Annotated in this window: 16 protein-coding genes; 15 read left to right on the top strand and 1 reads right to left on the bottom strand. The window is 74.8% G+C overall.

Features of this window, described 5'->3' with window-relative positions; translation table 11 throughout:
- The first annotated feature begins 82 nt into the window (after positions 1 to 82).
- From FGW31_RS07000 to FGW31_RS06940, 13 genes are all read left to right on the top strand, one after another.
- Positions 83 to 208 (top strand): lasso RiPP family leader peptide-containing protein, encoded by a 126-nt coding sequence (locus FGW31_RS07000; protein WP_142192489.1) that lies wholly within the window; start codon positions 83 to 85, stop codon positions 206 to 208.
- A gap of 305 nt (positions 209 to 513) precedes the next feature.
- Positions 514 to 648, top strand: coding sequence for a lasso RiPP family leader peptide-containing protein (locus FGW31_RS06995; protein ID WP_142192488.1), 135 nt, complete (start codon positions 514 to 516; stop codon positions 646 to 648).
- 88 nt (positions 649 to 736) lie between these two features.
- Positions 737 to 2,572, top strand: coding sequence for an asparagine synthase-related protein (locus FGW31_RS06990; RefSeq protein ID WP_142192487.1), 1,836 nt, complete (start codon positions 737 to 739; stop codon positions 2,570 to 2,572).
- A complete protein-coding gene (locus FGW31_RS06985; protein ID WP_142192486.1) occupies positions 2,569 to 2,829 on the top strand; it encodes a lasso peptide biosynthesis PqqD family chaperone in 261 nt (86 codons plus the stop codon). The genes FGW31_RS06990 and FGW31_RS06985 overlap by 4 nt, the downstream gene beginning before the upstream one ends.
- Positions 2,826 to 3,257, top strand: a complete 432-nt coding sequence (locus FGW31_RS06980; RefSeq protein ID WP_142192485.1) for a lasso peptide biosynthesis B2 protein — start codon at positions 2,826 to 2,828, stop codon at positions 3,255 to 3,257. Before FGW31_RS06985 ends, FGW31_RS06980 begins: the two co-directional genes overlap by 4 nt.
- On the top strand, positions 3,254 to 4,219 hold the full coding sequence (locus FGW31_RS06975; protein WP_142192484.1) for an ATP-binding cassette domain-containing protein: 966 nt from the start codon (positions 3,254 to 3,256) through the stop codon (positions 4,217 to 4,219). The genes FGW31_RS06980 and FGW31_RS06975 overlap by 4 nt, the downstream gene beginning before the upstream one ends.
- Before the next feature lie 2 nt (positions 4,220 to 4,221).
- Positions 4,222 to 5,121: an ABC transporter permease gene (locus tag FGW31_RS06970; RefSeq protein ID WP_142192483.1), complete on the top strand. Its 900-nt coding sequence runs from the start codon at positions 4,222 to 4,224 to the stop codon at positions 5,119 to 5,121.
- A 107-nt stretch (positions 5,122 to 5,228) separates the two neighbouring features.
- Entirely contained in the window at positions 5,229 to 6,446 is a 1,218-nt protein-coding gene (locus FGW31_RS06965; protein ID WP_142192482.1) for a sensor histidine kinase, read from the top strand.
- Entirely contained in the window at positions 6,443 to 7,126 is a 684-nt protein-coding gene (locus FGW31_RS06960) for a response regulator (protein WP_142192481.1), read from the top strand. The genes FGW31_RS06965 and FGW31_RS06960 overlap by 4 nt, the downstream gene beginning before the upstream one ends.
- Positions 7,127 to 7,159: 33 nt before the next feature.
- On the top strand, positions 7,160 to 8,371 hold the full coding sequence (locus tag FGW31_RS06955) for an FAD-dependent monooxygenase (protein WP_142192480.1): 1,212 nt from the start codon (positions 7,160 to 7,162) through the stop codon (positions 8,369 to 8,371).
- Positions 8,372 to 8,473: 102 nt separating this feature from the next.
- Entirely contained in the window at positions 8,474 to 9,250 is a 777-nt protein-coding gene (locus FGW31_RS06950) for a hypothetical protein (RefSeq protein ID WP_142192479.1), read from the top strand.
- Positions 9,250 to 10,008, top strand: coding sequence for a hypothetical protein (locus FGW31_RS06945; protein ID WP_142192478.1), 759 nt, complete (start codon positions 9,250 to 9,252; stop codon positions 10,006 to 10,008). The genes FGW31_RS06950 and FGW31_RS06945 overlap by 1 nt, the downstream gene beginning before the upstream one ends.
- Before the next feature lie 11 nt (positions 10,009 to 10,019).
- On the top strand, positions 10,020 to 11,186 hold the full coding sequence (locus tag FGW31_RS06940; protein WP_142192477.1) for an inositol-3-phosphate synthase: 1,167 nt from the start codon (positions 10,020 to 10,022) through the stop codon (positions 11,184 to 11,186).
- 295 nt (positions 11,187 to 11,481) lie between these two features.
- Here the strand turns inward: FGW31_RS06940 and FGW31_RS06935 are convergent, their stop codons facing one another.
- Complete coding sequence (locus FGW31_RS06935) at positions 11,482 to 12,267, bottom strand: AfsR/SARP family transcriptional regulator (protein ID WP_142192476.1); 786 nt, start codon at positions 12,265 to 12,267, stop codon at positions 11,482 to 11,484.
- A gap of 215 nt (positions 12,268 to 12,482) precedes the next feature.
- Between FGW31_RS06935 and FGW31_RS06930 the strand changes: the two genes are divergently transcribed.
- Both FGW31_RS06930 and FGW31_RS06925 read left to right on the top strand, forming a co-directional pair.
- Positions 12,483 to 13,175, top strand: a complete 693-nt coding sequence (locus FGW31_RS06930; protein ID WP_142192475.1) for a DUF3105 domain-containing protein — start codon at positions 12,483 to 12,485, stop codon at positions 13,173 to 13,175.
- Entirely contained in the window at positions 13,172 to 13,834 is a 663-nt protein-coding gene (locus tag FGW31_RS06925) for a DUF305 domain-containing protein (protein WP_142192474.1), read from the top strand. Before FGW31_RS06930 ends, FGW31_RS06925 begins: the two co-directional genes overlap by 4 nt.
- The last annotated feature ends 25 nt before the right edge of the window (positions 13,835 to 13,859 follow it).

Here is a 13,859-nt window from a genome sequence, read left to right as displayed (position 1 = left end):
GCGTGACCCGGGGTGCGGCCGCGGTGGCGTGAACGCGCCGGCCGCGGCCGCACCCCACCGTCTGAGAAGAAGGAGGGTGAACATGGGCACGCACGAGGAGTACGAGACGCCCGCGCTCGTCGAGGTCGGCGGCTTCGCGGAGCTGACGCTCGGCGCCGGTCCCGAGGACTGCGTCGACTGGTGGGGCGGCGACGCCTGGTTCTGCTGAGCACCGTCGTGAGGCGGTGACCGCCGCCGCACACCCGGCGGCGGGGCGATCCCTGAGGAGCCGCTCCGCCGCCGTACCCCTGCCGCCCGGGAACCCCGGACGACGGCGGTGAGCACGCCGCACGCCGAGATCCCGTGCGGCAACCGCTCGGCGGAGCCGGTGCGTTCACCCGCCCGACGCCGGGCCGTCCTCCGGGGCGGCGCAGACACGTGCCCGACAGGACCCGGACGGTGGGGCGGCACCGGTGACCACTGCCGGTGCGGCCTCGCCGCCGCGTTCCCGCACGCGATCCGAAGGAGACCGGCATGACGGCGAACGACGTCCTCGACGCCTACGAGGCACCGCAGTTGGTGGAGGTCGGCGACTTCTCCGACCTGACGCTCGGCGCACCGCTGACCGACTGCGTGGACTGGCTCGGCACCTCCGCCTGGGTCTGCTGACCCCGACGCGTGGCGGCCGTCCGCCGCCACGCGTCCGCATGTTCGCGCCCAACCGAAGCCCAACCGAAGCCCAACCGAAGAAGGGGACATGGAGTTTCTGATCCTTCCCGACTGCGCCGCGGCGCAGCCCTTCGCGCGTGCGGCGGCCGGGCCCGGCACCCGGAGCGTCGCCCACGCCTCGGGCCGTCCCTGGCTGGTCGGCCGCTGGGAGGACGAGGAGTGCGTCCTCGTCGACGGCGGCCGCAACCGGCTCGCGCTGCTCGGCCCCACCCGCGCCGACACCGGCCCGCTCGCCCGGCTGCTGGACAACTCCCGAGCGCCGCACGACCTCGACTCCCTCGCCCGCTCGCTCCCCGGCAGCTTCCACCTCGCCGCCTCCTTCGACGGCCGCACCCGGACGCAGGGCTCCCTGTCCACCGCACGGCACGTCTTCCACGCGCGGATCGGCGGCGTCACCGTCGCCGCGGACAGCCCGAGCGGTCTGACCGCCCTCATGGAGACGCGCCTGCACGAGGAGACGCTCGCCCTCCAACTCCTGCTCCCCGTCCCCTGGCCGCTGTCCGGACGCCCCGTCTGGACCGGTGTGGAAACCCTCGGCGTCGGCTGCTGGCTGGACGTGCGGCCGGACGGCGACGCACGTGAGGTCACCTGGTGGACGCCGCCCGAGCCCGACACCCCCGTCGCACGGGCGGCCGACGCCATCCGGGACGCGCTGGTCGACTCCGTGGCCGTACGCGCCGACCACCAGGACGTCATCAGCGCCGACCTGTCCGGCGGCCTCGACTCCACCAGCCTCTGCTTCCTCGCCGACGCGACCGACGCCCGCCTGCTCACCCACCACTGGGAGCCGATGGACCGCGCCAACGCCGACACCCGATGGGCGCGGCGGGCCGCCGACCTCATGCCGGACGCCGGGCACCGCTTCGCGACCGCCGCCGACGGCCCGGTCTGGTACGAGGCCGCCCCCGACCGCGACGGCGCGAGCGACGACGTCGAGGGCCCCCTGGTGTGGACGCGCAACCGCGCCCACACCGAGAGCCTCGCCCGCACCGTCCGCGACGCGGGCGCCACCCGGCACCTCATCGGCGTCGGAGGCGACGAACTGTTCGGCATATCGCCCCAGTTCGGCTGGTCACTGATCCGCAGCGACCCGCTGCGCGGCATCCGGACCATGCGCAGGTTCCGCTCCGTCAACCGGTGGCCGCTCGGCGCGACCCTGCGCTCGCTCGCCGACCGCACCTCCTTCGCCGACACCATGGCGCGCGCCGCCCAGGGCATCGACGCCCCGCCGGCGCCCCGCTTCACCCCGCCGCTCGGCTGGGGCCGCGGAGACCCCCGCATGCCCGAGTGGGCCACCCGGGACGCCGTCGCGACCGTCAGGCGCCTGCTGAACGAGACCGCCGCGCGCCGCCCCCGGCCCCTGCACCCCGACCGGCTCCAGCACCAGACGCTCGAGGTCACCGTGACCAGCGGGCACGCCGCCCGCCAGCTCAACCGCTCCCTGCGCCCGCTGGGCGTCACCTTCGAGACGCCGTTCCTGGACGACCGCGTCATCGACGCCGCCCTCTCGGTCCGGGTCGCCGACCGGGTGATGCCCGGCCACTACAAACCGGTGCTCACCACCGCCCTGCGCACCACCGTGCCCGACGCCGTGCTCAACCGCCGTGACAAGGGCGCCTTCGGCCAGGAGGCCTACGAAGGGCTCTACCGCAACCGCGAGCGGCTCGCCGAACTCTGCGACGCACTGCGCCTCGCCGACCTCGGACTCGTCGACGCCGGTGCGCTGCGCGCCGCGCTGTACCGGCCCACCCCCGACACGCGGGCGCTCAGCCCCTTCGAGAACACCCTCGCCTGCGAGACCTGGCTGCGGTCACCCAGTGCCGTCGCTCCGCTCGCCGCGTCCCCCGCGGGAGGACCCCGATGAACTGCACCCTGGAACCCGACGTGATCGTCACCGACGTCGAGGACGGAGTCGTCCTCCTCGACCAGCGCACCGGCCGCTACTGGCAGCTCAACCGCTCCGGCGCGGCCACCCTGCGGCTGCTCCTCGACGGCAACTCCGCCGAGGAGGCCGCCCAGGCGCTCACCCGCAACCGCCCGGAGGCCGCCGAACGGGCCCGGACCGATGTGCGCGTCCTGCTGCAGTCCCTGGTCAAGGCCCGTCTGGTGGTGGTCTCATGAGCATGCCCGTCGTCTCCGAACAGTCCGTCAGGATCAGCTGGCACCGGCACGTCACCGCCCGGTGCGCGGTCGGAGCCGCGCACCTCCTCGCCAAGGTGCCGCCGCGTCGCCTGCGCCGCGTCCTGCGGGCCGTCTCGCGCGGCGCCAAGCCGGCCACCGCCGCGCAGACCCTCGACGCCCGCAGCTCCGTGGTGTCCGTCAGCGCCTGGTGCGCCGGACAGGGCTGCCTGGAGCGGTCCGTCGCCACCGTCCTGCTGTGCCGGCTGCACGGCACGTGGCCCGACTGGTGCACGGGCGTGCGCACCCAGCCGTTCCGCGCCCACGCCTGGGTCGAGGCGGAGGGCCGGCCGGTCGGCGAACCCGACGACACCGGGCTGTTCCACGCCGTGATGAGCGTCCGCCACCCGTCCGCGGAGACGAAGCGGTGAGCGGCCCGCACGCGGTGCTCGTGGAAGGGCTGCGCAAGACCTACGGCACCCATGAGGCCGTCGTCGACCTGGACCTGGCCGTCGCACCCGGCGAGACCTACGGCTTCCTCGGACCCAACGGCGCGGGCAAGAGCACCACCATCGGCATGCTGTGCACCCTGCTGCGGCCGTCGGCCGGCCGGGCCGAGGTCGCCGGGCACGACATCACCCGCGAGGCCGACGCCGTCCGGCGCGGCATCGGCCTGGTCTTCCAGGAGTCCACGCTGGACGGCGAGCTGACCGCCGAGGAGAACCTCCGCTTCCAGGCGGACCTGTTCGGGCTGCCCCGCGCCCGCGCCCGACGGGCGATCAGCGAACTGCTCGACCTGGTGGAGCTGACCCACCGCAAGGACTCGCCCGTGCGCACCTTCTCCGGCGGCATGCGGCGCCGGCTGGAGATCGCCCGCGGACTGCTGCACACGCCCCGCGTGCTCTTCCTGGACGAGCCGACCACCGGCCTCGACCCGCAGACCAGGGTGTCCATCTGGGAACACCTGCACCGGCTGCGCGCCGAGCAGGAGATCACCATCTTCCTCACCACGCACCACCTGGAGGAGGCCGAGCACTGCGACCGGATGGCGATCATGGACCAGGGGCAGCTGGTGGTCGAGGGCACGCCCGCCGGGCTGAAGGCGGTCGTCGGAGCGGATCTGGTCGTCCTGCGGACCGACGACGACGAGCGGGCGGCCCTGGCGGTGCAGGACCGCTTCGGCCTGAAGGCGGACACCGGGCCCGACGGCGTGCGCCTGCGCACCCAGGACGGCGCCGGATTCGTGCCCCGGCTCTGCGCCGAACTCGCCGTCCCCGTCCACGCGGTGACCGTCACCCCGCCCACCCTCGACGACGTCTTCCTGCACTACACCGGCCGCACCATCCGGGAGGCCGACGGTCCCCAGCAGCCCCACTTCGGGCCGAGGAGGTAGCCATGGCACAGACCGAGGTGCACCGGGCACGGGCGGAACGGGCGGGCCCGCCCGGCCGGGCCCGGCCCGCACCCGTCCCACCGGGCTCCGCCGGCGGCGGCCGGGCCGCCCGGGACCTGCGCACCGTGAAGGTGCTCTGGCACCGGGAGACCATCCGCTTCAGCCGCAACAAGCTGCGCATCGCCATGGGCATGGTCACACCGCTGATGTTCCTGCTGGTGCTCGGCACCGGCCTGAACTCCGCCATGTCCGAGGACAGCCTGCGTGACTTCCGGGCGTTCCTCTTCCCCGGAGTCGTGCTGATGTCGGTCCAGGCGCCGGCCATCGCCGTGGGCGCGTCCATCGTGTGGGACCGGCGGTCCGGCTTCCTGCGGCAGATGCTGGTGGCGCCGGTCCGCCGCAGCGCCATCCTGGTGGGCACCTGTCTCGGCGGTGCCACCTCCGGCGCGGCCTACGGCGTGCTGGTGCTGCTGCTGGGCCCCGTCGCGGACGTGCCGTACCACCCGCAGCTCCTGCTGGTGCTCCTGCAAGTGGTCCTGGTGTCCTTCGCGTTCACCGCGCTCGGCGTCGCGGCGGCCGTCTGCATCCGGCGTCCGGAGACCTTCCAGGTCGCGGTCAGCCTGTGCATGCTGCCGCTCTTCTTCCTGTCCGGCGCCATGTTCCCCGTCGACGGACTGCCCGGCTGGCTCGGCACGGTGGTCCGGCTGAACCCGCTGACCTACGCCGTGGACGCGCTGCGCCGCACCATGCCGGGCGACGGCGCGACGGCCATGGGCGGCGGGTCGGTGAGCCCCGAGTGGTGGGGCTGGACGCCGCCCGTCCTGGCGGAGACCGGCTTGATCGCGGCCTTCGCCCTGCTCTCCCTGACCATCGCGACCCGCAGGTTCTCCCGTGTGGAATGAGCCGAGCCGCCACCGGCCCGCGGGCCCGTCACCGGCCGGGCTCCTCCGGAAGTCTGTCATTCCCGGGCACGAAGCCACGGCCGTCCGGCCGCGGCTAGGGTCGGACGATGGATCATCCCCACGCCGGGCCGCTGACCGGCGGCCGGTTCACATCCGCGCAGCTCATCGCCCTCGACGGCCTGGCCGCGGCGGGCTACGCGGCGCTCCTGCTGGTCCTGTGGCACACCCGGGCCGCGCCCGGACCCGCCGACCTGCCGGCAGCGGCGGCCGCGGGCCTGGCGGCCGCCACCGCGCTGCCCCTGGCGGTCCGTCGGCTGTGGCCGCTGCCCGTGCTCGGCGTCACCCTGGTCGTGTCGCCGCCGGCGGTGGCCCTCGGAGTGGTCACGGACCCGTTCCTCGCCGTGGCGTTCGCGGTCTATCCCGTGGCGCTGTCCCGGGTGACGCAGCGCCTGCTGCCCTTCGCGGCGGCCGCGGTCATCGGACTCGGCGGCATGATCGCACCGGAACCCCGCAGCCCGTACACCTACTGGTGGTCGCAGGGGCCGGGCCTCATGATCCTCGGCTGGGCCCTGATCGCGGGCTCCTGGGCCCTGGGCACCGCCGCGCGGGAAGGACGGGCGTACGCGGCCCAGGCCGCCCGGGAACTCGCCGAGCGGGCCGTCGCCGAGGAACGCATGCGCATCGCCCGGGAGTTGCATGACGTCGTCGCGCACAGCATCGGTGTCATCGCCGTCAAGGCGGCCGTGGCCAACCACGTCGTCGCCACCCGGCCCGAGGAGGCGGGCGACGCGCTGCGCGTCGTCGAGACCACCAGCCGCGACGCGCTCCGGGAGATGCGCCACCTGCTCGGCGTGCTGCGCTCCGAGCGCACCGGTGCCCTCACGGACGCCGACCTCAGCCCTGTCCCGGGCACCGCCGGCCTCGCCGGGCTGGTCCGCAACGCCACCGAGGCCGGGCTGCGCGTCCGGCTCGACGCACCGGACCTGGACGGCCTGCCCGAGGCGCTCGGCCTGACCGTCTACCGCCTCGTCCAGGAAGCCCTGACCAACGCCGTGAAGCACGCGGCTCCGGCAGACTGCCGAGTCGTGATCACCAGAGACGAACGACAGGTGAAGATCGAGGTCAGCGACGACGGCGGCCCGGGCCGCGGCACGGGCCCGGACCGGGGCACCCCGGCCGGCTCCGGCGGCGGACACGGCCTCATCGGCATGCGCGAGCGGGTCGCCGTCTACGACGGGGAGTTCACGGCCGGGCCGCGGCCCGGCGGAGGCTTCCGTGTCGTCGCCCGGCTGCCGCTCGGTGCCTCCCGGGGAGCGGTCCGATGAGCGAGGACGTGCGGGTGCTGGTGGTGGACGACCAGGCCCTGCTGCGGGGCAGTTTCCGCCTGCTCGTCGACAACGAGCCGGGCCTGACCGTCGTCGGTGAGGCCGCCAACGGGCGCGAGGCGGTCGAGGCGGCCGCACGGGAACGGCCCGACGTCGTCCTGATGGACGTGCGGATGCCCGAGATGGACGGCATCGAGGCCACCCGCAGGATCTGCGGCTCGCCGGCCACGTCCGGCAGCCGGGTCCTGATCCTCACCATGTTCGACCTGGACGCCTACGTGTACGCCGCGCTGCGCGCCGGTGCCAGCGGCTTCCTGCTCAAGGACACCCCGCCCGGCGACCTGCTCGCCGGAGTACGCGTGGTCGCCTCCGGCGAGGGGCTGCTCGCCCCGTCCGTGACGCGGCGCCTCATCGAGGAGTTCGCCGGCGGTACCGAGCGCGAACCCCGGCCGCGGGCCCGCGCGCTGGAGCGGGCCGGGATCACCGACCGCGAGCGGGAAGTGCTCGTCCTGATCGCCCGTGGGCTGACCAACGCGGAGATCGCCGAACGGCTCCGGCTGAGCGTGCCCACCGTCAAGACCCACGTCAGCCACCTGCTGACCAAACTCGACAGCCGCGACCGGGCCCAACTGGTCATCGTCGCCTACGAGACGGGACTGGTGTCGGCCGGTTCGCGGTGAGAACAACCGTGACCACACACAGGGGGAAAACCCATGCCGAACACCGTGCCCGTACCCCGCGTCGCCGTCGTCGGAGCCGGCCTCGGCGGTCTCGCCGCGGCCGACGCCCTGCTGCGCGCCGGGGCCGCCGTCGACGTCTACGAACAGGCGCCCGCCCTGCGCGAGGCGGGCGTGGGAATGCACCTTGGCCCCAACGGCTCCCGCATCCTGTTCCGCCGGGGACTGGAGGACGCGCTGCGCGCGGTCGCCGTCCGCCCCGAGGCGCTGGAGGTGCGCACCGGGGACGGCCGGCTCCTCACCCGCCGGCCCATGGGCGACACCTGGGAGAAGCAGTACGGCGCCCCGCACCTCACCGTGCTCCGCAGCGACCTGCACGCCCTGCTCGCCGACCGGGTGCCGTCCGCGCACATCCGGCTGGGCGCCCGGCTGACGTCCTTCGCCGAGCACGACGGCGTCGTACGGCTGCGGTTCGCCGACGGGCGGGAGGCGACGGCCGACCTGCTCGTCGGCGCCGACGGAGTGCACTCGGCGGTGCGGCGCGCCGTGGCGGGACGGGAGCGTCCCGTCTTCTCCGGGGCGAACGCGCTGCGCGGCGTGGTGCCCGCCGACCGGGTCCCCGCGCTCGCCCCCGACACCATGTACATGTGGGTCGGGCGGGAGGCGCGGCTGCTGGTCGTACCGGTCGCCGCCGGACGGCGGTTCAGCTATGTGGCCGTCCTGCCGGACACCGGTGACCCCGAGGAGTCGTGGAGCGCCACCGGTGACGCCCGCGAGATGGCCCTGGCGTTCGACGGCTGGCACGACGACGTGACGTCCCTGGTGCGGGCCGCCGGCACGCCGGGCCGCTGGGCGCTGTACGACCGGGAACCGCTGCCGCACTGGGGCCGCGGACGCTGCACGCTCCTCGGCGACGCCGCCCACCCGATGCTGCCGCACCACGGCCAGGGCGTCGGACAGGCCCTGGAGGACGCCGTGGCCCTCGCGCACTTCCTCGACGGCACGCCCGCCGGACTGCGCGGCTACGAGGAGTTCCGCCGGCCGCACACGACCCGCGTCCAGCTCGGTTCCCGCGGCGGCGGAGGACAGAAGGTGCGACCCGCCGCGGGCCCGGCCGCCGGCGGGGGCGGCGGCGGCCTGGACGAGGTCGTGGAGGACCTGTCCTGGGTGCACCGCTACGACGTCGAGGCCGCCCTCGTGGAGGCCGCCGCCGACGCGCGGCCGGACCGTCCCTCCGCACGGCCGTGACGCCGGACGTATAGACGGACGCACAGAACAACGACAGGCGGCCGTATAGCCCCCGTTCCTAGCCTTCCGGCATCGCAGTCGCAGCCGGAGGAGGACGTCCACGTGTCGCATCACGTCGATCGACGACAGGTCCTGAGGGTCTCGCTGGGAGCGGCGGCCGCCGCGGCCGTCGGCACGGTCGCCGCGCGGCCGGCCGCGGCCGCCGGCCACCACGACGAGCTTCCCGAGGTCCCCGGAATGAGCGGAGACCGCCGTGCCAACGAGTTCTGGTACCGGCTGGACGAAGCCACGCTGTACAACTCCGGCCAGGAGGTGAAGGACGCGTACGCGGCCATCAGGGCGCACGTCGGCAACATCGAACGCGGCATGCGGGAGAAGTGGCTCGAACTCGTCGCACAGCCCGGCTACCCGCACACCTACGCCGAGTTCCTCGCACCCGTGAAACAGCCCCTGGAAGTGCTCTCGCGCACCCAGCTCGGCGTGATGGACCGCTACTACGGCCGGCGCCACCCCCACCTCGTGAAGGCCTTCGGCTGGTTCGGCGAGGGCGTGCTGTACGACCCGCGCGGACACGCCCCGTTCCTGGTGCACACCATGAACGCCACCCCGGACTTCCCGCCGCCCGGCTACCACACCTGGTACGCCTACCTGCGCGGCATGATGCTGCTGGACATCGACCGCCGGCGCTGGCAGCGCATCGCGCCCGCCCTGGCCTTCGCCTGGGCCGTGCAGAGCACCGCCAAGCCCGCGCAGGACCGCATCAACCCGCCGCTGCCGGCCCGCACCGTGCGCCGGCTCGCCACCACCTGGCTGGTCAAGGACACCGACCGGCTCGACCAGGACTTCCGGTCCTTCCCCTACCCACAGGGGATGAGCTGATGGCGGCCCGTCCCGCGCGCCGTGACGTGCTGCGGGCGTCGGCCGTACTGGCCGCCGGGACCCTGACCGCGGTGGGCGGCGCCCGGCCGGCCGCCGCGGCACCGGGCGACGGCGACCTGCCGGACGTCCCCGGCATGCTGGGCGACCGCCGCGCCAACGAAGTGTGGTACCTGCTGGACCAGGCGACGCTCTACGAGCCCTCGCAGGAGTTCACCGACGCGTACTACGCCCTCGTCGCGCTCTACGGCGGCGGCTGGGACAACACGGTGCTCAACACCTGGCGCCGCATGGTCACCTCACCCGAGTACCCGGACGACTTCACCGCCTTCGTGGCCCCGGCGCGGGAACCGCTCGCGGTGATGTCACGGGTCCAGCTGGACGTGTTCGACGCCGTCTACCGTCCACGCGACCCGCGACTCGTGCGGGCCTTCGCCGAGTTCGGGCAGGGCATGCTGTACGACCCGCGCACCCGGGCCCTGCACATCATGACCGGCCGGCCCCCGGGCGGCTACGCCGTCTGGCACGTCGTCATGCGGGCCATGATGTTCCTCGGCATCGACCGCGGCCGCTGGGCCGCCATGGCACCCCTCAACGCCTTCGGCTGCGCGGTGCAGCTGACGGCCGACCCGGACCTGGAGAACGTCAACCCGCCGCTGCCCGAACGAACGGTGCGGCGGCTCGCGGCGCACTGGCTGCACCGGAACATGCGGCAGCTGGACGCCGGCTTCCAGTCCTTCCCCTACCCGCAGCAGCCGTGAAGGAAGGTTCCATGCGCACTGGTGTCTGGCTGGTGGGCGGTCGCGGGTCGGTCGCGGCGGCCACCGCGGCCGGTACGGCGGGCGTCCGCGCCGGAGCGCTGCCGGCGACGGGCCTCGTCAGCGAACTCCCCGCCTTCCGGGACGTGCCCCTGCCCGCCCTCGACGACCTCGTCTTCGGCGGGCACGACCCCGCGACCGAGGGCCTCGTCAAGCGCGTCGAACGCCTCGCCGCGGACGGAGTGGTCCCGCACGGCCTGCCCGCGCTGGTCCGCACCGACCTGGAAGCCGCGGACGCCGAGATCAGGCCCGGCCTCACCGGCACCGGTCGTACCGCGGGCACGGCGGACGCCGCGGTCGACGCGCTCGCCGCCGACATCGCGGACTTCCGCCGCCGCACGGGCGCGGCCGACGTCGTCGTGATCAACGTCGCCTCCACCGAGCCGCCCGCGCGGCCCCACCCGGCACACGCCTCGTGGGAACTGCTCGGCGCCGCCCTCCACCGCCCCGACGACGCCGGCGTCCTGCCGCCCAGTTCGTTGTACGCCTGCGCCGCCCTGCGCGCCGGCTGCCCGTTCGTGGACTTCACCCCCTCGACCGGCGCCCGCCTCCCCGCCCTCGACGAACTCGCCCGCCGGCAGGGGCTGGCGTACGCGGGCAGCGACGGAAAGACCGGCGAGACGCTGGTGAAGTCCGTCCTCGCCCCGATGTTCGCGCTGCGCGCGCTGAGCGTGCGCAGCTGGTCGGGCACCAACCTGCTGGGCGGCGGCGACGGCGCCGCCCTCGCCGACCCCCGGCGGGCCGCCGCCAAGATCCGCTCCAAGGACAGGCTGCTGCGGGAGCAGCTGGGCGGGCCGGTGCAGGGCGGTGTGCACATCCACGAGGTGCCGGACCTCGGCGAGTGGAAGACCGCCTGGGACCACATCGGCTTCGAGGGGTTCCTCGGCGCGCGCATGACCCTGCAGTTCGTGTGGCAGGGCTGCGACTCCGCGCTCGCCGCACCGCTCGTCCTCGACCTGGCACGGTTCATGGCGCTCGCCCACCGGTCCGGGGTCGGCGGACCCGTGCCGGAGCTGGGCTTCTTCTTCAAGGACCCCGTGGCCTCGGCCGAGCACGACCTGAACCGGCAGTTCGACCAACTGGTCACCTGGGCACGGGGCCTGAGCGGGGCACACCGGTGACCTCGCGCGACCGCCCGGTGCGGACGCCCGCGCCGCCCACGGTGCCCGGCGACGTCCTCGCCGGCGCCGTGGCGGTCGGCATCCCGCTCCGACCCGGCCCGCCCGGGCCGTCGGCCTCCCCGCGAAGGTGGCCGTTCAGTCGGCGCTGACGGCCGCGGCCGGACGCAGCGGGGCCGGACCGTGCCCGCTCGCCGCCCGCCCGCTCGACTGCCCGGACCACCGACGACTGCGCGGGCCGCATCACGCGACGGCCCCGCCCGCGTGGTCGACCGCCACCTCACCGGGACGACCGACGTCAGGCTCCCGCCGCGCCGGGCAGGACTGCCGGACGAGCCGCCGGATCGTCGAGCGCCAGCCTCCCGTCGAGCACGGCGTGCAGCGTCGCCGTCAGGACGGCGCCGGGATCGACGCCGAGTTCCTCGGCGAGCAACCGCCGGCCCTCGTGGTACACGGCGAGGGCCTCCGCCTGCCGCTCGCACCGGTAGAGCGCGGTCATCCACTGCGCGCGCAGCCGCTCCCGCAGCGGGAAGCGGGTGACCAGACCGGTGAGTTCGGCGACCAGCTGGCGGTGCTCGCCGAGGGCCAGCTCCGCCTCGAGCCGGCTCTCCAGAGCGGCCATCCTCGCCTCGTCCAGCTGAGGGGTCTCGGCGTCCCGGAGGAAGTCGGTGACGCCGCCCAGCGCCGGCCCCCGCCAGAGGTCCAGGGCCGCGCGGAGCAGCCGCGCCGCCCGGTCGGGCCGGCCCTCGCGCAGCGCCGTGTGGCCCGCGCGGGACAGCCGGTGGAACTCGGCCGCGTCGAACACCGCGCCCCTGGTGCCGAGCCGGTAACCGGCCGGTTCGCGGACGAGTTCGACCGCCGGGCCGAGCCGTTGCCGCAGCCGTGAGACGTACGTGTAGAGCTGGGCGCTCACCGTGGCCGGCGGTCTTTGGCCCCACAGCAGCGCGGTCAGGCGTTCGTCGGACAGGACCTCTCCCCGGGCCAGCAGCAGCGCGGCGAGCAACGCCCGCTGCTTGCGCCCCGGAATCGGGATCTCCCGGCCTTGGTGACGCACTCTCAGTGGTCCCAGGATGCCGAATTCCACGCGTTCTCCACCCCCGTTGTCCGTGCACGCCGGCACCGCGGCCGAACGGCCGGGCCCTGGCGATCGCTCAGCGTAGGTCGCCCCGTGTCCCGGGAGCGTGGGACAGCCGCCCCGGAAGCGTCCTGGGAGCACGTCGGGACCGTGGCCCCGGGACTCCGGGACCGGACGCTTCCTACCGTGGGGACACGTCGATCCCGTGCAGCGAGAGGCCGCCCATGTCCCAGGACCAGCGACAGCACGCGCCCGTGCCGGCCGGCGACGACGACGCCCGGCGGGCCCGGCTCGACGAGCTGCGCCGCCAGGACGCGCTGCGGGCCCGCCGCGGCAGACGGCTGCGCACCGGTGCGACGGCCGGCGGCGTCCTGGCGGCGGTGGCCGTCGTCCTGGGCCTGGTCGCGAGCATGCACGGCCGGCCCGCCCAGGACCCGGACGACGCATCCGGAATCGACCCCGACCGGGTCAACGTCCGCGGCGAGCGGGTGTACGAGGACCTCGAACGCGACCACGTCAAGGGCGAGGTCGACTACCCGGCCGACGTGCGGCCGCCCGTGGGCGGCCGTCACGACCCGCAGTGGCAGAACGCCAACGGCGACGTCTACACCCGGCCGCTGCGCGAGGAGAACGCGGTGCACTCCCTGGAACACGGCACCGTGTGGGTGACGTACTCCACGGACCTGCCCCAGGCCGAGGTGGAGGAGCTGCGCGCCAAGGTGGCGGGAGTGCCGTACCGGATGATGAGCCCGCTGCCCGGCCAGGAGAGCCCCGTACGGCTCACGGCCTGGGGACACCAGCTGTCCGTGGACTCCGCCGCCGACCCGCGCGTGGACGCCTTCTTCGACGCTTATGTCCAGGGCCCCCAGGCACCGGAGCAGGGCGCCCCGGTCACCGGCGGGAAGGCGACACCGTGACACGGCGCCGCCAGGGCCGAGGCCCGTCCGCCCGCCTGCCGGTGGCGGCCCTGGCGATCGCGCTGCTGGCCGGGGCGCTGCTGCTGACCCGCCTGTCCGGCACGGCCCCCGCCGACAGCGGGACGCCGGCCGAGGACTCGGACGCGGTCGGCTTCAGCCGTGACATGGCCGTCCACCACCAGCAGGCGGTGGAGATGTCCTTGTCGGTGCTCCGCCACGGCACGTCCCCCGAGGTGCGTACCCTGGCGTACGACATCGCCAACACGCAGGCCGCGCAGCGCGGCATGATGCTCGGCTGGCTCCGGTTGTGGGGCCGCACCGCCACCACGAGCGGACCGCCCATGCGCTGGATGGACATGCCGCCGACGAGCGCCGAGGACCGTCGCCGGGGCGTGCTGATGCCCGGTATGGCGAGCCGCGCCGACCTGTCGGCGCTCGCCGCGGCACGGGGACACCGGGCCGACGCCCTCTACCTGCGCCTGATGATCACGCACCACCGGGGCGGTGTGCACATGGCCGAGGCGGTCACCGCGGACGGCACCCCCCAGGCCGTGCTCCGGATGGCCCGGGAGATGGTGCGCAGCCAGCGCACGGAGATCGACCTGATGAAGGACATCGCGGAGCGCCTCGGCGGCGCGGAGCACGCGAGAACCGGATAGGTGCCGGGCCCCCGGGACCGTCCGC

The sequence above is a fragment of the Streptomyces calvus genome (genome assembly GCF_006782915.1).
Classification (GTDB): domain Bacteria; phylum Actinomycetota; class Actinomycetes; order Streptomycetales; family Streptomycetaceae; genus Streptomyces; species Streptomyces calvus.
Note: the sequence above shows the minus strand (reverse complement) of the source record. Positions and strands in the feature narration are given on the sequence as shown.